This window comes from Demequina sp. (assembly GCF_016278765.1).
GTDB lineage: Bacteria > Actinomycetota > Actinomycetes > Actinomycetales > Demequinaceae > Demequina.
This window is the reverse complement of sequence record NZ_JADQBE010000018.1, coordinates 1-19771: the sequence shown is the minus strand read 5'-3', so window position 1 is coordinate 19771 and position 19771 is coordinate 1. Positions and strand designations below refer to the sequence as shown.

At 68.1% G+C, this 19771-nt stretch carries 19 protein-coding genes; 12 read left to right on the top strand and 7 right to left on the bottom strand.

Translation table 11 applies throughout. The annotated features are described in order from the left end of the window. Positions 1–24 precede the first annotated feature (24 nt). From QZZ29_RS03450 to QZZ29_RS03440, 3 genes are all read left to right on the top strand, one after another. Positions 25–267: a thioredoxin family protein gene (locus QZZ29_RS03450; RefSeq protein ID WP_291381392.1), complete on the top strand. Its 243-nt coding sequence runs from the start codon at positions 25–27 to the stop codon at positions 265–267. Positions 268–560: 293 nt separating this feature from the next. Further along, entirely contained in the window at positions 561–2018 is a 1458-nt protein-coding gene (locus QZZ29_RS03445) for a DEAD/DEAH box helicase (RefSeq protein WP_366478964.1), read from the top strand. 97 nt (positions 2019–2115) lie between these two features. Next, entirely contained in the window at positions 2116–3450 is a 1335-nt protein-coding gene (locus QZZ29_RS03440; RefSeq protein ID WP_291381390.1) for an Nramp family divalent metal transporter, read from the top strand. 12 nt (positions 3451–3462) lie between these two features. Here QZZ29_RS03440 and QZZ29_RS03435 read toward each other — a convergent pair whose 3' ends face one another. Next, positions 3463–4116: a metal-dependent transcriptional regulator gene (locus tag QZZ29_RS03435; protein WP_291381389.1), complete on the bottom strand. Its 654-nt coding sequence runs from the start codon at positions 4114–4116 to the stop codon at positions 3463–3465. A 52-nt stretch (positions 4117–4168) separates the two neighbouring features. On the opposite strand from QZZ29_RS03435, the gene QZZ29_RS03430 reads away from it, so the two are divergent. Further along, positions 4169–5050, top strand: coding sequence for a phosphodiester glycosidase family protein (locus QZZ29_RS03430; RefSeq protein ID WP_291381388.1), 882 nt, complete (start codon positions 4169–4171; stop codon positions 5048–5050). 71 nt (positions 5051–5121) lie between these two features. Here the strand turns inward: QZZ29_RS03430 and QZZ29_RS03425 are convergent, their stop codons facing one another. From QZZ29_RS03425 to zwf, 3 genes are all read right to left on the bottom strand, one after another. Further along, on the bottom strand, positions 5122–7035 hold the full coding sequence (locus QZZ29_RS03425; protein ID WP_291381386.1) for a DUF4914 family protein: 1914 nt from the start codon (positions 7033–7035) through the stop codon (positions 5122–5124). 152 nt (positions 7036–7187) lie between these two features. Further along, positions 7188–8234, bottom strand: coding sequence for a phosphogluconate dehydrogenase (NAD(+)-dependent, decarboxylating) (gnd, locus tag QZZ29_RS03420; RefSeq protein ID WP_291381385.1), 1047 nt, complete (start codon positions 8232–8234; stop codon positions 7188–7190). Between the two features lie 2 nt (positions 8235–8236). Continuing rightward, positions 8237–9652 (bottom strand): glucose-6-phosphate dehydrogenase, encoded by a 1416-nt coding sequence (gene zwf / locus QZZ29_RS03415; RefSeq protein ID WP_291381384.1) that lies wholly within the window; start codon positions 9650–9652, stop codon positions 8237–8239. A gap of 291 nt (positions 9653–9943) precedes the next feature. Here zwf and tal point away from each other — a divergent pair, with 291 nt between their 5' ends. Then, positions 9944–11074 (top strand): transaldolase, encoded by a 1131-nt coding sequence (gene tal, locus QZZ29_RS03410; protein ID WP_291381383.1) that lies wholly within the window; start codon positions 9944–9946, stop codon positions 11072–11074. Positions 11075–11132: 58 nt separating this feature from the next. Here the strand turns inward: tal and QZZ29_RS03405 are convergent, their stop codons facing one another. The 3 genes from QZZ29_RS03405 to QZZ29_RS03395 all read right to left on the bottom strand — a co-directional run bounded on the left by QZZ29_RS03405 (position 11133) and on the right by QZZ29_RS03395 (position 13528). Then, complete coding sequence (locus QZZ29_RS03405) at positions 11133–11864, bottom strand: hypothetical protein (RefSeq protein ID WP_291381382.1); 732 nt, start codon at positions 11862–11864, stop codon at positions 11133–11135. A 73-nt stretch (positions 11865–11937) separates the two neighbouring features. After that, the gene (locus QZZ29_RS03400) at positions 11938–12987 is read right to left on the bottom strand and encodes an NAD-dependent epimerase/dehydratase family protein (RefSeq protein WP_291381381.1); all 1050 of its coding nucleotides are present in this window, start codon (positions 12985–12987) and stop codon (positions 11938–11940) included. A 40-nt stretch (positions 12988–13027) separates the two neighbouring features. Beyond that, complete coding sequence (locus QZZ29_RS03395) at positions 13028–13528, bottom strand: GNAT family N-acetyltransferase (protein WP_291381380.1); 501 nt, start codon at positions 13526–13528, stop codon at positions 13028–13030. Between the two features lie 108 nt (positions 13529–13636). On the opposite strand from QZZ29_RS03395, the gene argC reads away from it, so the two are divergent. The 7 genes from argC to QZZ29_RS03360 form a co-directional block, all read left to right on the top strand. Continuing rightward, complete coding sequence (gene argC, locus QZZ29_RS03390; RefSeq protein WP_291381379.1) at positions 13637–14686, top strand: N-acetyl-gamma-glutamyl-phosphate reductase; 1050 nt, start codon at positions 13637–13639, stop codon at positions 14684–14686. Next, positions 14683–15858: a bifunctional glutamate N-acetyltransferase/amino-acid acetyltransferase ArgJ gene (argJ, locus tag QZZ29_RS03385; RefSeq protein WP_291381378.1), complete on the top strand. Its 1176-nt coding sequence runs from the start codon at positions 14683–14685 to the stop codon at positions 15856–15858. Before argC ends, argJ begins: the two co-directional genes overlap by 4 nt. Next, the gene (argB, locus tag QZZ29_RS03380) at positions 15855–16772 is read left to right on the top strand and encodes an acetylglutamate kinase (protein ID WP_291381377.1); all 918 of its coding nucleotides are present in this window, start codon (positions 15855–15857) and stop codon (positions 16770–16772) included. Before argJ ends, argB begins: the two co-directional genes overlap by 4 nt. Then, the gene (locus QZZ29_RS03375; protein ID WP_291381376.1) at positions 16769–17986 is read left to right on the top strand and encodes an acetylornithine transaminase; all 1218 of its coding nucleotides are present in this window, start codon (positions 16769–16771) and stop codon (positions 17984–17986) included. Before argB ends, QZZ29_RS03375 begins: the two co-directional genes overlap by 4 nt. After that, the gene (gene argF, locus QZZ29_RS03370) at positions 17986–18933 is read left to right on the top strand and encodes an ornithine carbamoyltransferase (protein WP_291381375.1); all 948 of its coding nucleotides are present in this window, start codon (positions 17986–17988) and stop codon (positions 18931–18933) included. Before QZZ29_RS03375 ends, argF begins: the two co-directional genes overlap by 1 nt. After that, positions 18930–19421 carry an arginine repressor gene (gene argR / locus QZZ29_RS03365; protein WP_291381374.1) on the top strand — a complete coding sequence of 164 codons (492 nt, stop codon included), beginning with the start codon at positions 18930–18932 and terminating at the stop codon, positions 19419–19421. The genes argF and argR overlap by 4 nt, the downstream gene beginning before the upstream one ends. A gap of 18 nt (positions 19422–19439) precedes the next feature. Continuing rightward, positions 19440–19771 (top strand): argininosuccinate synthase domain-containing protein (locus QZZ29_RS03360; protein ID WP_291381373.1); only part of this gene is annotated, 332 nt, incomplete at its 3' end.

Below are 19771 nucleotides of genomic sequence, written 5' to 3'. Positions count from 1 at the left end.
CCACCCTGATCGAAGGAGAAGATCATGAACATCAAGGTTCTCGGTTCCGGCTGCGCCAACTGCGTGCGTCTCGAGGCCAACGTCAAGGAGGCTCTCGCGGCCACGGGCATCGCCGATGCCACGGTCGAGAAGGTCACGGACTACGCCGAGATCGCCGCGCACGGCATCATGTCGACGCCCGGGCTCGTCGTCGACGGCGTGGTAGTGGTCAGCGGCCGGGTGCCCGCGGCCGACGAGGTCGCCGCGTTTCTTGCCGCCGCGCGGTAGGGCGAGTGGGGCCCGAGTGGGGCCGCAGTCACCCCGGCAAACCCCCGCGACGGGTCGCGGGTAGCGCGCCTGCTAGGCTGGGAACACTTGCAGGGCCTGACAAGCCCTCCTGCGTCGCAGATTGCTTCTCCTTCTCGCCAGCGCATAGGGCCTTGTGCCCGCGCGGCTCGTAGAACTTCTCTCCGGCGAACGAGCGCGGACACCTCCGCGATTCGCCACCAATGCCGGTGCCGTGCCAGTCACGGCGATGCGCACCTGCGCGTCCGGCACCATGCCCGAAAGGCACCACTACTTTGTCTAGCACTTTCGCCGAACTCGGCGTCCCCACTCAACTCACCGACGTGCTCGAACGCGAAGGGAAAACCAAGGCGTTCCCCATCCAAGAGGACACGCTTCCCGACACCCTCGCGGGCCGTGACGTGCTCGGCCGCGGCAAGACCGGCTCGGGCAAGACGCTCGCCTTCGCCTTGCCGATGGTCGCACGTCTGGGCCGCGCGGGCGGCAAGTCGCGCCCCGGGCACCCCAGGGCGCTCGTCCTGGCGCCCACCCGCGAGCTCGCCACCCAGATCGACGCGGTCATCGCGCCGCTCGCCAAGGCCTACGGCCTCACCACCGCCACGATCTTCGGCGGCGTGAGCCAGCAGCGCCAAGAGCGTGCCCTGCGCGCCGGCGTCGACATCGTGGTGGCCTGCCCCGGTCGCCTCGAGGACCTCATGAAGCAGCGTCATGTCACGCTCGACAATGTCGAGATCACCGTGCTGGACGAGGCCGACCACATGGCCGACCTCGGCTTTCTGCCCGGCGTCACGCGCATCATGACGGCGACGCCCGAACGCGGACAGCGACTGCTGTTCTCCGCCACGCTGGACAACGGCGTCGACAAGCTGGTGCGCCGGTTCCTCGACAAGCCCGTCACCCACTCGGTGGACAGCGAGGACAGTCACGTCGATGCGATGACTCACCACGTGTTCCACGTGAACGGCGCCGACGCCAAGCGTGAACTCGTGCAGATGCTCGCGTCCGGCACCGGCCGCCGCATCCTTTTCATGCGCACCAAGCACCAGGCCAAGAAGCTTGCCAAGACGCTCAACGCGGCGGGTATTCCGTCGGTGGATCTCCACGGCAACCTCTCGCAGGGGCAGCGTGACCGCAACCTGGCGCTGTTCCAGGGCATGTCCCACCGGGTACTGGTCGCCACGGACGTGGCCGCGCGTGGCGTCCACGTCGACAACGTCGAACTGGTGGTCCACGTTGACCCGCCAGCCGAGCACAAGGCATACCTGCACCGTTCCGGTCGCACCGCGCGCGCAGGCTCCGCGGGCGACGTGGTCACCGTGGTGCTTCCCGAGCAGCGCCGCGAGACCGATCAGCTGCTGCGCCGCGCCAACATCTCGGTGCACCCTCAGGCTGTGAGCGCGTCGTCGGCGCAGGTTGCGACGCTCGTCGGCGAGGTCGCCGCGTACGTCAAGCCCGTGCCCGTGGCCGAGCAGTCGCAGCGCCAGGGTCAGGGCCAAGGCAGGGGACGACGCGGTGGCGCCCGCTCAGGTGCCCGCCAGGGCCAGTCCAGTGGTCGTCCCGCCCAGGAAGGTCGCGCGCGCCCCGAGGGCGAGCACGGTCAGCACCGTCCGGCCGAGACGCGCTCCGGCCAGGGTCGACCCGCACAGGGCCGGTCCGCGGGCGGACAGCGCAACGGCCACGGCGGCGCCGCGGCCTTCTCCGCCAGCGGCTCGTCGCGCAGGCGTTCGCGCTAGCACACGGTATTCCCAGAACGCCGCGCTCACCCAGTGCCTTGTCACTGGAGGAGTGCGGCGTTCTTGTCTCCGGGCCCGCGATGCTAGATTGTTCGGGATGCCGAACAATGCCGTGTCCGCGCCGCGAAAGCCGGGCGTAGCGCGCCCCGAGCGCGGCCTCTGGAGGCTGCTCGGCCCCGCGTTTGTCGCGTCAATCGCCTATGTCGATCCGGGTAACGTCGCCGCGAATCTCACGGCCGGAGCCGAGCACGGCTACCTTCTTGTCTGGGTGCTGGTGGCGTCGAACGCGATGGCGGTGCTGGTCCAGTACCTCAGCGCCAAACTCGGCCTCGTCACCGGGCGTTCGCTTCCGGAGATCCTTGGCGCCCGTCTGGGCAAGTGGCCGCGACTGTCGTACTGGGTGCAGGCCGAGGTGGTCGCCGCCGCCACCGACGTGGCCGAGGTCGTCGGCGGCGCCATCGCCCTGAGTCTGCTGTTTGACCTCCCGCTGGTCTGGGGAGGCGTCATCACGGGCGCCGTGTCGATGGTGCTGCTCGCGATTCAGTCGCGGCGGGGTCAACAGCCCTTCGAGTTCGTCATCATCGGCATGTTGGCCGTGATTGCGGTGGGATTCCTCGCCGGACTCTTTGTCAGTCCCGTCGACTGGGCCGGCGCGGCCGGGGGCCTGTTGCCACGTTTCGACGGCCCCGGAACCGTAGTCCTGGCAGCGTCGATGCTGGGCGCCACCGTGATGCCGCACGCCATCTACCTCCACTCGTCCCTGTCGCGCGACCGGCACCTGCCGCACTTCGGCCCCGAGGGAACACGGCCCGAAGGCAGCCTCAAGCCCTCGGCGCTCGCGCACGCCACGTCGGGCGAGGTGGACGAGCACAACGCGCGACTGCCTCGATTGCTGAAGGCGACCAAGGTGGACGTCCTGTGGTCACTTGTGATCGCGGGCTCCGTCAATATTGCGATGCTGCTGCTCGCGGCCGCGTCGTTGCGGGGCGTGGGCGGAACGGACACCATCGCGGGGGCACACCAGGCGATCGTCAACGCGCTCGGCCCCGCGATCGGCGTGATCTTCGCGATCGGGCTGCTCGCCTCGGGACTCGCCGCCACCTCCGTGGGTGCGTATGCGGGCGCCGTCGTGATGGGAGGGCTCATCAAGAAGCGCGTGCCTTTGGTCCTGCGCAGGCTCCTCACCCTGATCCCCGCACTCATCGTGTTGGGGGTCGGATCCGACCCCACGTACGCGCTCGTGATGAGTCAGGTGGTGCTGAGCCTCGGAATCCCCTTCGCGCTGATTCCGCTGGTGCGGCTCACGAGTTCGCGGCGGGTGATGGGCGAACACGTCATGGTGGCGTCGTTGAAGGCGTTGTCGTGGCTCGTGGTTGCGCTCATCGTGGCGCTCAACATCGCACTGCTCGTGGTCACGTTCATGGGGAGCTAGCGGAACGAGCGCTCAGTCTCGGGACCCCGTCACCCAGATCGACGCGGAGTCGTCGGGGTCGAGCGCCACCACGGAGTCCGCGACTTCCACTGTGCCGTCGTCACCCACGTGGACTTTCGTTTCCGGCTTGAGACCGGCGCCCGCGAATCGCCTCAGCCGTTCCGGGTCGGAATCGGACAGTCGCACGATGACCGCAGGGCCGGGTTCCGCGTGGGACAGGGGAACGGCATGGGGAAGGTGGGCGGAACCGTCCGAAGACGGAATCGGATCGCCGTGAGGATCGCGGGTCGGGTGACCGAGCCGGGCGTCAATCGCGGCCATGAGTCGATCGGAGACCGCGTGCTCGAGGATCTCCGCCTCGTCGTGCACCTCATCCCAGGAGTAGCCCAGCTCTTGCACCAGGTACGACTCGAGCAGCCGGTGTCGGCGCACCATCGCCAGCGCGTGAGCGGTGCCCTCGTCGGTGAGGGTGATGCCGCCGTAGGTTTCGTGCGCCACGAGCCCCTGTTCGGCGAGCTTCTTGACGCCGTCCGATGCGGTGGAGGTGCGCACCCCGAGGCGCTCGGCCAACGCGGTGACGGACACGGCCCCCCCGGACCACTCCTGGAGGGTCCAGACGCACTTGACGTAGTCCTGGGTCGACGTGGACAGTTCCGACACGGCCATGGCGTGATTCTAGGCGCGCGGGACGTGGGCTGCGCCGCATTACGCTTGCCGGATGCGCGAGATCGCCACAGTGGGCCGAGGCAGAGGCAGGGGACTGATCGCCCGGTCTGCGCTCATCGCAGTAGCGGCGGGAGCCGCGGTTGTCGGCTGCACTGGTCCAGCCCCCGCCCCCAGCCCCGGATCCGCGATCGTGACCGTGACGGCCTCACCAGCGACCGCGCCGACGGCATCGGCCGCCGAGGGCTCCCCGGCCGCCGGTGTGACGGTGCCGGTCGACGTGCGCGTCGTCGAACATGCCGGCAACCGCTACAAGGTGGTGACCTTGCCGCTCGACCAGTGGGACGTGCGCGTCGACTGGAACCCCCAAGCCGACGGACAGATGCTCGCCGATGTTCTTGACGCGGACCCCAGCATCAAGGTCGCCACCAACGCGGGAATCTTCACGCCGCAGTTCGCGCCCGGGGGATTGCTGGTCCGCGATGGGGCGACCCTGCGCGACCTGAACCTTGCCGACGGCGGCGGAAACTTCCACCTCAAACCCAACGGGGTGTTTGAGATTCTGGACGACGGCACCGCGGCGGTCGTGGATTCTGCCGACTACGGCGCCGACGGGGTGCGATTCGCTACCCAGTCGGGCCCCGCCCTCGTGCTCGACGGACAGGTGCACCCGGAGTTCCGCGAGAATTCCACCAACCTGGCCTACCGCTCCGGCGTGGGCGTCAGCCCCGACGGTCGTACCGTGTACCTGGCGTTGTCGTGGACGCTCACCAACTTTCACGACTTCGCCACCCTCTTCCGGGACGAACTCGGTTGTCAGGATGCGTTGTACCTTGACGGCCAGATCTCCCGCCTGTGGGTGTCAGGCGACGGCGAGCCCGATGCCTTCGCGGGCCCCTTCGCAGGCATCATCACGGCACGGCCCGCGGGTGCGTGAGAGCCGCGCACGGTGGCGTGACCGCGTGTGGCGGTGCACCAGAGCCCCGCAGGGGGCTTGACGGCCGCCAGTTAGAGGTACATCGGCGTGAGCGCCTCGTAGTCCTCGATCGTGCCGTCCTCCATGCACACCTCAATGATCCGGCGGCCCAACGGGTCTAGGTCCTCTGTGAGGAACTGGCGGAGCTCCGCCTTGAAGAAGCCCGTGAGGATGGCGCAGCCCTTGTCGTACGCCTCGATCCCCACCCCGGACTGCGTCTCCGGGCGCAGCAGCGTGCGCCGCACGGGCTGGCCGTCGAGGGTGATCTCCTTGGGCGCGTAGCCGAACAGGGGGCAACGCGCAGGTTCGAGTTGGGTCGCTCGCATGCGACCCGCGCCCTTACGCGCGAGCCATTCGCGGGTCAGCCACTCGGCCGAGAAGCCCACGTCGTAGGCGCCGATGTGCTGGTTGGGTGTGAGCACGTAGCGGGTATGGTTGAACTCCAGCAGCTGCTTGAGCAACAGGTTCGCCGCAGCCACCTTGGTCCCCGTTGAGAACGGCCAATAGGACCCGACGCCCTCCGCCACCATGCCGCCGTGCTCGAAGGTATCGACCGCGTCGGCGGCCTCCCCGATCGACGGGTTCTTGTCCCCGCGCGGGGCGATCAGGCGCCACAGCCACGCGATCGAGGGCGGCACAAAGTGCGTCATGCCCATGATGCCGTAAGTCGGGATGTCCCTGGTACATGGCGGCATGCGCACGCCGAAGGTGCGAACGTCGACGGCCTCGGGCTCGTTGACGATGCGGTGGATGTTCGACCTGGGGATCACGATGCGCGGGTTGGGGCACGGCGCGCCGGTCGAGTCGAGCGTGTGTTCCCAGGGCAGCGCCGTCGCGTCGGGGGTGCCGTCGATGTTGAAGAAGACGAGCGGCTCCTCCGGGTGGATGACCGCACGCTCCAAGTAGAGGTCTTCGCCGTACTGTCTGAGGTTGTCGACGCGCACAAACCAGCCGTCCTCCGCGTCGGCGACCACCATGCGGCCGTCGCCGGTCTGGACCGATGGGTGACACAACGTCATGTCGTCGGTGACGGGGTCGAGTTCGCAGGACTCGCTGAGGGTGATGTAGTACGGCTCGCCGTTCACGACGTCGGTGCCCAACAGGATGCGGCCGTCGTCTTGGCGGCGCAGGTCCTGGCACATCTCGGACTTGCCTCCGCCGGAGGCTCCCTCGTGCATGATGATGGTCTCGTTGTCGTACGGCGTCGTCACGCGAACCGACGAGGCGTGGGCCGTGATCCATCCCTCCTGTTCGCCCACATCGAGCAGCACCGAGAACACGCCCTTCTTGGCGCTCGGGCCCGGGTACAGGTTGTACGCGAAGATCTCGTGCAGCGTCTCGCTGCGGTCGTGGACCACCACCTGTTTGCCATCAAAATGCGTCTGCCGGAACGGCGGAGCGACGTACAGGATCGAGCGCGGCGAGTACGGGCCGATCTGGTCGAAGGTGGTCCACCCCTGCAGGTCCATGAGCGTGAGCGCGAAGAACGCAGCGTTGAGGGGCATGACGGCGAGGGACGGCGAGCCGAAACTGAGTGCGCCCGCCTTGAATGGCACCGCCACCAGTTCCTGCGTTCCCAGCCAGTCGAGTGTCTCCTGCTTGACCCGGTTGAAGCTTTCGCCAAAGGCGTCGGCGTAGCGGGTCTTGTCCGTGGGGCGGTCGTCGGCGATGTGCATGCACTGGGGGTCGCGCCTGCGCATGTAGTCGTCGGGGTAATTCACGGCGATGCCGTTGCGGCACCGTGTGACGGTCGCCTCCGTCACGGTCTCGCCGAGTGCCTCGTAGTCGACGGAGAACACCGGGTCGCCTTCGGGCCCCAGGGCCAGTGCGTAGAGCTCGGCACGCGTGGCAGGAACGACGACGCGCGGGCTCGCCTCGAGGGCGGTGCGCAATGCGGGCGCCAGGTCGACCGTCGATGGAATGGCGTGCTCGGTTCGGGTGTGCACAGAAACTCCCTCGGGACACGAGCACGACGGGCAGATCGCACCCTTTCTTTACCTGAAGTTTGCCGTTCAGTGAGGGGGATGAGGGGGGACGTTGGTCTCGTCAGGAGCGCGCATCGGCGTGGCCGAGGAGAACCGAAGGGAGCTGGGAGCGGCTACTCGCCCGTCGGCTTGGACTCCGCGTGACCGCCGAATCCCTTGCGCATCGCGCTCAGAACCTTCTCGGAGTATGCGTCCAGATCGCGTGAGGAGAAGCGGGAGTACAGCGCGGTCGTGAGTACCGGGGTGGGGACTCCCTCGTCGATCGCCGCGATGGACGTCCAACGGCCCTCACCGGAATCCGCGACGTTGCCCGAGAACTGATCGAGGTCGGGGGAGGCGTGCAGGGCGTCGGCCGTGAGGTCCAGCAGCCAGGAGCCGATGACGGAGCCGCGGCGCCACACCTCGGCCACCTCGTCCACGTTGAAGTCGTACTGGTAGTACTCGGGGTGCGACATGGGGGCGGTTTGAGCCTCGAACGCGGCCGTGCCGGGGGTTCCGGCGTTGGCCGCCTTGAGGACGTTGAAGCCCTCCGCGTATGCGGCCATGAGGCCGTATTCGATGCCATTGTGGACCATCTTCACAAAGTGGCCCGCGCCCACGGGCCCGCAGTGCAGCCATCCCTCCTCTCCGGGCAGGGCGGCCCCCGTCTTGCCGTGGGTGCGTTCCACGGCCCCGATGCCGGGAGCAATCGTGCGGAAGATCGGCGTGAGCCGTTTCACGGCATCGGCGTCGCCGCCGACCATGAGGCTGAATCCGCGTTCGACACCCCACACGCCGCCCGACGTGCCGACATCGATGAGGGTGAGGTCGCGTTTCGCCAGGTCCTTCGCGTGGCGCACGTCGTCGCGGTAGTACGTGTTCCCGCCGTCGATGATCGTGTCACCTGGTTCCAGCACGTCCGCGAGGTCGGAGATCACCGTGTCGGTCACTTCGCCGGCCGGCACCATCACCCAGACCGTGCGGGGGCTCTCCAACGCCGTGAAAAAGTCGGCGACCTGGTGCACCGGGATGGCGCCTTCACTCGCCAGGCCGTTCACCGCGTCGGCGTTGACGTCGTTGACGGCGACCTCGTGGCCGTCCGCCATCAGCCGACGGCTCAATCCGGCTCCCATCCGCCCCAGTCCGACCATGCCGATCCGCATCGGGTCTTCTGTGGTCATGGTCAGTTCTCCTTGGGGCTCGCGGTAGGGGACGACTTCGCGTCGGGGTCGAGAGGGTGCCAGCCGCCGAAATCGGCGGCGAGACGGTCGGCCTCCGGCGGGCCCCACGTTCCGATCTCGTAAGGGATGGCCGGCTCGTGGTCCGTCAGGACGTCGTCGACGACACGCCACGCGGCCTCGACAGAGCCACCCGCGGTGAACAGCGCCCGGTCGCCCGCCATGGCGCCGGCGAGGAGGCGTTCGTACGGGGCCCGCTCGTGAGTGCTTTCCGTGTGGATGAGCAGTTCGCGCTGGGTGCCCTGGAACTCCTCGCCCGGCGTCTTGACGCGCGCCGCGAGCGCAATCTCCGACACGGGAGACAGGCGGAAGCGAAAGTAGTTGGACTCGCTGTCCGCTTCGGCATCGTCAAAGAGCACTTGCGGCGGACGCTTGAAGTACACGCGCACCTCGCCGGCCTTGGCCGCGAGATTCTTTCCCGTGCGCAGTAGCCACGGCACTCCAGACCACCGCCACGAGTCGATAAACAGTCGCACGGCTGCGAAGGTCTCCACGTCCGAATCCGACGCGACGCCGGGCTCGTCTCGGTAGCCCACAAACTGGCCACGCACAAGATCATCCCGGGTCAGCGGACGCATGGATCGGAACACCGACTCCTTGGCGCGCTGCACCGCGTCGTAACCCTGATACGCCGGGGGGTCCATGGCGAGCAGCGCGACGATCTGGAAGACGTGATTCTCGATCACGTCGCGCAGCGCACCGGCGGACTCGTAGAAGGCGCCGCGGCCCTCGATGCCAAAGTCCTCCGCCAACGTGATTTCCACGTGGTCGACGTGGTGTCGGTTCCACACCGGCTCCAAGAACGAGTTGGCGAACCTGAAGTACAGCAGGTTCATGATTTCGTCTTTGCCCAGGTAGTGGTCGATGCGGAAAATCTCATCTTCGGTGAAGGCGCGCGCGACGACGGCGTCAAGCTCGATGGCGGAGGCGAGGTCGCGTCCAAACGGCTTCTCGACGATGACCCTGGCGTCGTCGTGAAGATTGGCGCTCTGCAGGCCATCCACGACGGTGCCGAACAGCGAGGGCGGGATCGCGAGGTAGTGAGCGGGGCGCGTCGCTCCATCCAACGCCTCCTTCAGGGCATCGAACGTCGTGGCGTCTCGGTAGTCTCCGTCGACATACCTCAGCAGGCCCAGCAGCGACTCCAGGTGTTGGTCGTCTTCGCCCCCGTTCTCGAGCACCGATTCCCTCGCCCGGCTGCGGAGGTCGTCAACGCTCCACCCCGAGTGCGCGACGCCCACCACCGGGACATCCAACTCTCCCGCCGCCACCATCGCATGCAGTGCCGGGAAGATCTGCTTGCGCGCGAGATCGCCGGTCGCGCCAAAGAAGACAAACGCGTTCGACGCGCCGGCGGTCATCACGCCGCCTCGCGACACGTGGGTGCGAGAACTTCGGATGTGGGTGCGGCATCCATGGTGCTCCTTGCGGTCGTGAGCGCGGGGATAGGGTGGTCTCAGTGAACGACCGCCTTTCCTTCGACTCTATGTCGACTGCCCGGCCGGTCCCCACACTTTCGCTGGTGGCGAGAACCGGGGGGCCGTGCGACCCGCATTGCCGGTCGGGGAAGCAAGGGGACTCGGCGAGGCGTTCACCCGATGTCGGCCTCCGCCGATCATGGCGAGGGCCCCGCGATTTCGAAGGAGCTCCACATGGCCACCGAAGGACCCACTTCCCCCGCGCTTGCCGCGCTCAGCGCCGCTGGCGTCTCAGTGTGGCTCGATGAATTGAGCCGCGACCGGATCAGGGACGGGCAGCTTGCCCGAGACATCCGCGAGAGCTCCGTCGTCGGAGTGACCACCAACCCGTCCATCTTTGCGTCTGCAGTGTCGGGATCAAGCCTGTACGACCCGCACATCGCGGACCTCGCGTCGCGTGGCGTCGACGTGGGTGAGGCGGTGCGCACCATCACGGCCACGGACGTGCGCGAGGCCTGCGACGTCATGCGACCCGTGTACGACGCCACCGACGGCATCGACGGCCGGGTGTCGATCGAGGTGGACCCGCGTCTTGCGCGCGACACGCGGGCCACGATTGCTGAGGCCCGCTACCTGTGGTGGCTCGTCGATCGCCCCAACGTCATGATCAAGATTCCGGCGACGCGCGAGGGTCTGCCCGCCATTACGACCGCGTTGTCGGAGGGCATCAGCGTCAACGTGACCCTGATCTTCTCCCTCGAGAGGTACCGCGAGGTTGTCGACGCCTTCCTGTCGGGCCTGGAGCAGGCCGATGCTGCCGGTCACGATGTCTCGAAGATCATGTCGGTTGCGTCGTTCTTTGTCAGTCGCGTGGATTCGAAGGTTGATGGTCTGCTCGACGCGATGGGGCCGGGCCACCCCGCGCGCGGGACGGCGGCGATCGCGAACGCCCGATTGGCGATGGAGTTTCACGAGCAGACTCTCGCTTCCGATCGATTCAAGGTGCTCGCGGCCAAGGGCGCCCACCCTCAGCGGCCGCTGTGGGCGTCGACGTCCGTCAAGGACGACGCCTTTCCGGACACGATGTACGTCGACGAATTGGTGACGCAGGGCGTGGTCAACACCATGCCGATGTCGACGCTGGAGGCGGTGAACGATCACGGCCAGACGCCCTCGGATCCCACGAGTTGGGACGCTGTGCGTGGCACGTACGACACGGCGCGCTCGGCGCTGGCGGCGATCGAGGGGGCAGGTGTCTCGATGGCCGAGGTGACGGCCGAGCTCGAGGACGAAGGCGTCGACAAGTTTGTCGCGTCGTGGAACGAGCTGCTGGACCACGTGAGCAGGGCGATGTCCGCTCGTTAGGGGACCAGCCCGGTTCCGCCGATCGCGACGACGCCCATCGCGGCCCGTGGTGGGTGGGTCACAGCGCGCACAGTTCACCGGCGGCGCCGGTGGCGATCCGCTTGCCCCAGTACACGGTGTCGACGCGTCCGCTCGTGACGTCGAAGACGAGGGAGTTTCCGGCGGGGCCGGCGGCGACGAGCTGGTCACGGGGCCCGCGCGAGGGGTCGTCGACTGTGACCGCGGTGGCCGAGGGGTATGCGGCCGTGACCGCCGCCCTCGTGGAGCCGACCGAGATTCCCTCTTGGGTGGCGGGGGCGTCGAAGGCGGCCGCGGCCGCCGGGTCGCCCATCCAGATCATCCGGAACAGGAAGATCTCGCCGCCGGGGTTGTCGGGGTACGTCACCGCGGCAACGTAGAGGCCCGGATCGTCGACGGACAACACCTCCGCGTACCACGGGCACTCGGGCTGCCCCGCGACGGTCGGGCCCGGCATCGCGTTGGAGGCCTGCGCGAACGACATACCCAGGCAGATGTTGGCGTACCGGTTGAAGTCAATCGCGGGAAGTCCCTGCGCGGTGACGCCGGGCGTGTTGCAGGGGTTGCCGGCGGCGGGTTCCGACGCGGAAGGCGTGGCGTCTGCGGGAGAGGGGCTCGGCGACGGCGAAGGGCTCGGAGTCGGCGAAGCGGTCGCGGTGGGAGTGGGCGAGGGGCTGTGAGTCGTCGCCGTGAGGTCGGGGGTGCCGGACGAGCAGGCGCCGAGCGCGAGGGCTGCGGCTACTGCGAATACAACGGTGCTGGTGCGGCGCATGGACCTAGCGTGGCACAGCGGCGCGTTCGCTCGCATGTCGACCGTGCGCACGGTGCGGCCGGTAACCGCGCCGCTAGCCGGCTGCTGCGGCGTGCAGCGCCGCCCGGTAGATCGATCCGAGGCGATCGAACATCGCGTTCGCGTCCTCGTCTACCGCGCACCAGGCGGGGTTGCTCTCGAAGGCCTCAATCGCCTGGCCCACGCCTTGCGAAAAAGGTACCGTCGCCTGCCAACCGGGCACGAGTTCCTTGATGAGTGAGGTGTCAAAGACGGCGCAATGCATCTTGTCGCCCCGCAGCGAGCCCAACTGGCTGGGAGCGGCAGCCACGAGGGCATCGGTCGGGACGTAGACGGCCTGAGCGGCGAACTGTTCCGCGGTCAGGCCCGCCGCTCGGGCGATTGTCGCATACAAGCCCGTCCAGGTGAGCGCCTCGTCCGAGGTGACATGCACGGCGCGCCCGACCGCGAGCGGCGACTCGAGGAGTCCCCGGATGCCTGCAGCGACGTCGGATGCGTGCGTGAGTGTCCACACGGCGGTGCCGTCCCCAGGGATGACGATGTCCGCGCCGCGCCTCATGCGGTCCACGACCGTCCACGGGTGACGCGAGTTGCCGGTGTAGGCAGGGATCTTGGAGTCTCCGTAGGTGTGGGCGGGCCGCACGATCGTGTAGTCGAGCCCGGCGGCAGGCGCAAGGGCGACGAGGGCCTCTTCGCACGCGATCTTCTGCTGCGCGTAGTCCCAGAAGCGATTGCTCAGGCGGGTGTCCTCGGTGAGCGGGTGGAAGTGGTCGAACGTCGCGTAGGCGGCGGCCGTGGCAATCAGCACGTAGCGATCGGCGAGCGGCGCGAAGGTCTCGACGTCATCTCGCACCTGATCGGGGGTGAAGGCCACGAACTGCACCACGGCGTCCCAGCGTTCGCCCCTCAATCGTGGGCCCCGCACGGCCGAACGGAGAGCGACCGCGTCGGTCGCGTCGACGTGGATGGCCTTGGCATCGGCCGGCGCGGGGTGGCTCCCCGGTCGACCGCGCGTGATGAGGGTGAGGTCGTCGCCGCGCGCGGCACACGCATGCGCAAAGGCCGAAGAGATGAGCCCGGTACCGCCGACGATGAGGATGCGCATGGTGTGATCGTACGGCGATCGACGGGTGGGCGAGTAGCCGCTAGTAGACGGACCGTGCCAGCAGCGCCACGCGGATCGAGCCGCCCTTGGTTTCTTGCTCAGCCAGGCGCCGGAACCCAAGGTGCTCATGGAACGCCATGGAACCAGGATTGGGCGGGCGGACGTTGATCTCCGCGGTGACCTCGTTGGCGCCGACTTGACGCGCCTGCTCAAAGACCGACTCGTACAGCGCCCGGCCGATTCCGGTTCCCTTGGCGGAGGATCCGACGACGACGCGATCGATGTACTGGTGACGCACGCCGCGCTCCTCGAACCATCGGTAGTTCTCGGAGTCGTAGTCCTTGCCCATGCCGAGGCTCAGCAGGAACGCCGTCACCTCACGGTCCCGGTTCGTGGCCACCAGCCGGATGTCGCACAGGTCGAACAGTTGCGTCATCTGCTCCTCCGTGAGCATGGTGACGGCCGGGTAGGCGGTGTTGTTGAGCGCAGTGACGGCGGGGATGTCACTGCTCCTCATCACCCGCATGCGAAGGTTCTGCATAGTGCCATTGTGCCCGGACCTTGTTTCCTTTGTGGGTCCCCAACGTCACGGTTGGGGACTCTCCGGGCCCCCAACGGGTCCGCTTTCCATGCACCATAGTGTATAGTTATGCACATGGTTCTCTCTGTGGCAGTCGCAGGCGCGTCCGGATACGTCGGCGGGGAGGTGTTGCGCGTCTTCAGCGGACACCCGGATGTCGAGTTCGGGGCGCTCACCGCGCACTCCTCCGCAGGGGACACCCTTCGCATCCACCACCCACACCTCGTGCCGCTGGGCGACCGCGTCATCGTGCCGACCACCATCGAGGCGCTCGCGGGACATGACGTCGTCGTGTTGGCCCTGCCACACGGGGCGTCGGGGGAGATCGCCGCCCAATTGCCCGCCGACACCTTGGTGCTCGACTGCGGGGCGGACTACCGACTGGCATCGGCCGAGGCGTGGTCCGAATACTACGGGGGCACACACGCCGGCACGTGGCCCTACGGGATGCCTGAACTCATCACCGCGACCGGTCACCAGCGCGAGACGCTGAAGGGCAGCCGCAGGGTTGCGGTTCCCGGCTGCAACGTCACCGCCGTCACGCTGGCAATGCAGCCGGGCGTCGCGGCGGGCGTGGTCGACGCCACCGACATCGTCGCGACCCTCGCCGTGGGCTATTCGGGCGCCGGAAAGAAGTTGGCCACCAACTTGCTCGCTTCCGAGGGCCTCGGGGCCGCCGTTCCCTACGCCGTGGGGGGAACGCATCGTCACATCCCTGAGATCATTCAAAACCTCCTGAGCGCGGGTGCGGACGACGTGCGGATCAGCTTCACGCCCGTGTTGGTTCCGATGTCGCGCGGGATTCTCGCGACCGTCACCGCACCTCTTATTTCCGGAGTGAGCCCCGAGGCAGTGCGCGCCGCCTGGGTCGGGGCCTACGCGGACGAGCCGTTCATGCACGTGCTGCCCGAAGGCCAATGGCCCTCGACCGCCGGGGTGATCGGCGCCAACACGGCCCTCCTGCAGGTCACCGTCGACACGAAGGCCCGCAAGGTCGTCGCCGTGTGCGCGATTGACAATCTCGTGAAGGGCACCGCGGGCGCCGCGCTGCAGTCGATGAATATCGCGCTTGGACTGCCGGAAACCACCGGCCTCAACCAGATTGGGGTGGCCCCGTGACCGTCACACACCCTCAGGGGTTTCTCGCCTCGGGAGTAGTGGCCGGGCTCAAGTCCACGGGCAAGAGCGACGTCGCGCTCGTGGTCAACGAAGGTCCGTCGTTCGTCGCCGCGGGCGTCTTCACCTCCAACCGCGTGTTCGCGGCGCCCATCGCGTGGTGCCGCCAGGTGGTGGCCGACGGTCGGGTGGACGCCGTGATCCTCAACTCCGGCGGGGCAAACGCCGCCACCGGCCCCGAGGGCTTCGCGGACACTCACACCACCGCCGAGCGTGTGGCGTCGGCGCTGCAGGCCACCGGTAGGGACATCTCTGCGGGGGATGTGGCCGTCTGCTCGACCGGACTCATCGGCGTGCGGTTGCCGATGGACAAGTTGCTCGGCGGCGTCGATGCGGCCGTCGGAGAGCTGGCAGCCGACGGCGGCGACGCGGCCGCGCACGCCATCATGACCACCGACTCGGTGCGCAAGACCGCGGTCGCGGAACGCGATGGCTGGTCGATCGGCTCGATGGCGAAGGGCGCGGGCATGCTCGCGCCCGGAATGGCCACGATGCTGTGCGTCATCACCACCGACGCCGACATCGACCCGGCGCTTGCCGACGCCGCCCTCAAGGAAGCGGTGCGGACCACCCTGAATCGCCTCGACGCCGACGGGTGCATGTCTACCAACGACACCGTGGTGCTGATGGCCTCCGGCGCGTCGGGCGTGAGCCCGGAACCGGCCGCATTCCAGGAGGCGCTCACCGCTGTGTGTCATGATCTCGCCCAGCAGTTGCTGACGGACGCAGAGGGCGCGGAGCACGACGTCGCGATCAAGGTCATCAACGCCACCACGGAGGACGCGGCCGAGGCCGTCGCCCGTGCTGTGGCCCGGTCCAACCTTTTCAAGGCCGCGGTCTTCGGCCGTGACCCCAACTGGGGCCGCATTATCTCGGCCGCGGGCACGGTGCCGGAAGCCGTCGCGCCGTTCGATGCGAACCTGCTGGATGTCTACTTCAACGGCGTGCAGGTGTGCAAGGCGGCGGGAGTGGGCGAATCACGCGATCTCGTCGACCTGGCCCCGCGGGCGGTGGACGTGGTCATCGACCTCCACGCCGGAGACGCGACTGCCACCGTCTGGACGAACGACCTCACCCACGACTACGTCCACGAGAACAGTGCGTACAGCTCATGAGCGATCTCATCGATACACCCGACCTCAACCCTCAGCAGAAGGTCAGCGTCCTCATCGACGCGATGCCCTGGATTGAGCAGTTCAAGGGCGCCATCGTCGTCATCAAGTACGGCGGCAACGCCATGGTGGACGACGTGCTGAAGCGCGCCTTCGCGCAGGATATCGTGCACTTGCGGCTGTTAGGCCTCAAGCCCGTGGTGGTGCACGGCGGCGGGCCTCAGATCACCGACATGCTGGGTCGGCTGGGCATCGAGTCCGAGTTCAAGGGCGGCCTGCGGGTGACCACCCCCGAGGCGATGGACGTGGTGCGCATGGTGCTCACCGGCCAGGTGTCGCGCGAACTCGTGGGGCTCATCAACGACCACGGGCCGCTCGGCGTGGGCCTCTCGGGTGAGGACGCGGGCCTGCTCCAGGCCAAGCGCCGGCACGCCATGGTCGACGGCAAGAAGGTCGACGTGGGCCAGGTGGGTGACGTGGTCAAGGTCAACCCCGCAGCCATTCAGGACATCATCGCCGCCGGACGCATTCCCGTGGTCAGCACGGTGGCGCCCGACATGGACGACCCCACCACGGTGCTCAACGTCAACGCGGACACCGCTGCAGCGTCGATCGCCGTGGCGCTACGCGCACGCAAACTCATCGTCCTGACCGACGTGGAGGGCCTGTACGCCAACTGGCCCGACCGCTCCTCACTGGTACGCCGCATCCACGCCACCGACGTGGAGAAGCTGCTTCCCAGCCTCATGTCCGGCATGGTTCCCAAGATGGAGGCTTGCCTGCGGGCCGTGCGTGGCGGCGTGAGCCAGGCGCACATCATTGACGGCCGTGAACCGCACTCGATCCTCACCGAGATCTTCACCTCGTCCGGTGTGGGCACGATGGTGCGACCCGACGACGTGGAGCTGTGGGGATGACCGGGGCACGCGGTGTTCGGGCACTCAGCGAGCAGGGTCTCGACCGCTACCAGTCCGCGTTGATGGGCACCTTCGGGCGCCCGCTGCGAGTCCTCACCAAGGGCGAAGGCTCCTACGTGTGGGACGCCGACGGCAACCGCTACCTCGACCTCCTGGGTGGCATTGCCGTCAACGCCTTGGGCCACGCGGACCCCGCATGGGTCGCCGCGATCTCCGCCCAGGCCGCCACGCTGTCTCACGTCTCCAATTTCTTCGCGACCGAGCCGCAGATCGCCTTGGCGGAGCGCCTACTCGACATCTGCGGGGCCCCCGAGGGCTCGCGCGTATTCCTGGCCAACTCCGGCACGGAGGCCAACGAGGCCGCGTTCAAGATGTCGCGCCGGACCGGGCGCACCCGAATCCTCGCGCTCACCGAGTCGTTCCACGGCAGGTCGACGGGCGCGCTCACGTTGACGCACAAGGAGGCGTACCGCGCGCCCTTTGCGCCGCTCGCGCCCGGCGTCGACTTCATCGCTGCGAACGACGTCGCGGCGCTCGAAGAGGCCATGGGGGACGACGTCGCGGCGATCTTCATCGAACCCATCCAGGGCGAGGCGGGCGTCAAGCCGCTCAGCCACGAGTATTTGGAGACCGCGCGCCGCCTATGTGACACGCACGGCTCGCTGCTGGTCGCGGATGAGGTCCAGACGGGCATCGGCCGCACGGGAACGTGGCTCGCGATGCAGGCGCATGGCATCACGCCCGACGTGGTCACCCTGGCCAAGGGCCTCGGCGGCGGCTTCCCTGTCGCAGCGGTGGTCGCGTTCGGCACGAGGGCCGCCACCTTGCTCACCGCGGGACAGCACGGCACCACGTTTGGCGGGAACCCGCTCGCCTCGGCCGCCGCATTGGCCACCATCGACGCCATTGAATCGCGTGGTCTGCTCGCCCACGTCAAGGTCATGGGGGAGTGGATCAAGGCCACGGTCGGTGCACTGCCCGGCGTCGTCGAGGTGCGCGGAGAAGGCCTGTTGCTGGGCATCAGGCTCGAGGCGGAGATATCCGCTGCCGTCGCCGCCGCCGCGATTGAGGACGGCTTCATCGTCAACCCGCCCAGCCCCGACACGATCCGGCTGGCCCCCTCGCTCACGCTCACGCAGGCCGAGGCGGAGCCGTTCGTCCAGTGGCTTGCGGACTACCTCGTCTCCCACACGGCCGATGCCAAGGAGGCCTGATGGTGCGCCACTTCCTGCGGGACGATGACCTCACGGCCTCCGAGCAGCGAGAGGTCCTCGAACTGGCCCTGGCCTTCCGCACACACCGCTACCTGCATCGGCCATTTGATGGGCCCCAGGCCGTGGCCGTGCTGTTCGACAAGCCGTCCACGCGCACGCGGGTGTCGTTCTCCGCCGGAATCGCAGAGCTGGGCGGATACCCGCTGGTGCTCGACGCCAGCTCGTCGCAGATGGGCCGCGGCGAGTCCGTGGCCGACACCGCGCGCGTCCTGGGACGCCAGGTGAGCGCGATCGTGTGGCGCACCTTCGGCCAGGACCGCGTCGAGGAGATGGCTCGGTACGCGGGCGTGCCCGTGGTCAACGCGCTCACCGACGACTTCCACCCGTGCCAGATTCTTGCCGATCTCGCGGCCGTCGCCGACGCGCGTGGTGGAGTGGACGCGCTCGCGGGTCTGACGCTTGCCTACGTGGGCGACGGCGCCAACAACATGGCGCACAGTTACCTGCTGGGCGGCGCGCTCGCGGGAATGCACGTGCGAGTTGGCGCTCCCGCGGACTACATGCCTTCCGAGGCGATCGTGCTGGACGCGAAGCGGCTTGCTGCGCAGCAGGGTGGCTCCGTGACGGTGACGACGGATCACGACGACGCTGTGCGCGGCGCGGACGTCATCGCCACCGACACGTGGGTGTCGATGGGCGACGAGGCCGAATCGGGCGAGCGCACCGGCCATTTCGACGCGTACCAGGTCAATGCCCGCAGCCTCGAGATCGCGGCTCCCGGCGCACAGGTCCTGCACTGCCTGCCCGCTTACCGCGGCAAGGAGATCACGGCCGACGTCATCGACGGCCCGCAGAGCATCGTCTGGCTGGAGGCCGAATACCGTCTGCACGCCCAGAAGGCCCTGCTGACCTGGCTGGCCGCGCATGCGGGTGAGGGCGCGTCATGAGCCCCACGATTCCCGGCACCAAGTCGGCCCGTCAGGCGCTCATCGCGCGCCTGATCGAGTCGGAAGAGATCCGCTCTCAAGGCGACCTGGCGATGCGGCTCGCCGTGCAGGGCATCTCGGTCACGCAGGCGACCCTGTCGCGCGACCTGCTCGACATCGGCGCGCTGAAGGTGCGGGGAGCGTCGGGCCACATGGTCTACACCACGCAGTCCTCGCTCGAGGCCTCGGGCGACACCGGCGGTCGCCTCAACCGGCTGTGCGCCGAACTGCTGTTCTCCGCGGATGGCTCGGCGAACATCGCGATCCTGCGCACCCCTCCCGGCGCGGCGCAATACCTCGCCTCAGGCATTGACGGTCACGACGACCCAGACGTGGTCGGAACCGTCGCGGGAGACGACACCGTCTTCGTGATTTCCAGGGACGCCCTCGGCGGCCCGACCCTTGCCCGAACGTTCCTCGACCGCGCTTCCGGCGTGGCCCCCGACTAAACCTCAGGAGAAACACACATGACCGAACGCATCGTCCTGGCATACTCAGGCGGCCTTGACACCTCCGTCGCGATCGGCTGGATCGCAGACGCGACCGGCGCAGAGGTGGTGGCCGTCGCGGTGGACGTGGGCCAGGGAGGCGAGGACCTCGAGGTGATTCGCCAGCGCGCTCTCGACTGCGGCGCCGTGGAGGCGTATGTGGCCGACGCTCGCGACGAGTTCGCGGAAGAGTACTGCATGCCGGCGCTCAAGGCGAACGCGCTCTACCACGACAAGTACCCGCTGGTCTCGGCGCTCAGCCGACCCGTCATCGTCAAGCACATCGTGCAGGCGGCGCGCGAGTTCGGCGC

Coding starts and splice junctions, on each gene's coding strand:
- QZZ29_RS03450 (WP_291381392.1), top strand. CDS start 25: ATGAACATCAAGGTTCTCGGTTCCGGCTGCGCCAACTGCGTGCGTCTC.
- QZZ29_RS03440 (WP_291381390.1), top strand. CDS start 2,116: ATGCCGAACAATGCCGTGTCCGCGCCGCGAAAGCCGGGCGTAGCGCGC.
- QZZ29_RS03435 (WP_291381389.1), bottom strand. CDS start 4,116: ATGGCCGTGTCGGAACTGTCCACGTCGACCCAGGACTACGTCAAGTGC.
- QZZ29_RS03430 (WP_291381388.1), top strand. CDS start 4,169: ATGCGCGAGATCGCCACAGTGGGCCGAGGCAGAGGCAGGGGACTGATC.
- gnd (WP_291381385.1), bottom strand. CDS start 8,234: ATGACCACAGAAGACCCGATGCGGATCGGCATGGTCGGACTGGGGCGG.
- zwf (WP_291381384.1), bottom strand. CDS start 9,652: ATGACCGCCGGCGCGTCGAACGCGTTTGTCTTCTTTGGCGCGACCGGC.
- tal (WP_291381383.1), top strand. CDS start 9,944: ATGGCCACCGAAGGACCCACTTCCCCCGCGCTTGCCGCGCTCAGCGCC.
- QZZ29_RS03405 (WP_291381382.1), bottom strand. CDS start 11,864: ATGCGCCGCACCAGCACCGTTGTATTCGCAGTAGCCGCAGCCCTCGCG.
- QZZ29_RS03400 (WP_291381381.1), bottom strand. CDS start 12,987: ATGCGCATCCTCATCGTCGGCGGTACCGGGCTCATCTCTTCGGCCTTT.
- QZZ29_RS03395 (WP_291381380.1), bottom strand. CDS start 13,528: ATGCAGAACCTTCGCATGCGGGTGATGAGGAGCAGTGACATCCCCGCC.
- argC (WP_291381379.1), top strand. CDS start 13,637: ATGCACATGGTTCTCTCTGTGGCAGTCGCAGGCGCGTCCGGATACGTC.
- argB (WP_291381377.1), top strand. CDS start 15,855: ATGAGCGATCTCATCGATACACCCGACCTCAACCCTCAGCAGAAGGTC.
- QZZ29_RS03375 (WP_291381376.1), top strand. CDS start 16,769: ATGACCGGGGCACGCGGTGTTCGGGCACTCAGCGAGCAGGGTCTCGAC.
- argF (WP_291381375.1), top strand. CDS start 17,986: ATGGTGCGCCACTTCCTGCGGGACGATGACCTCACGGCCTCCGAGCAG.
- argR (WP_291381374.1), top strand. CDS start 18,930: ATGAGCCCCACGATTCCCGGCACCAAGTCGGCCCGTCAGGCGCTCATC.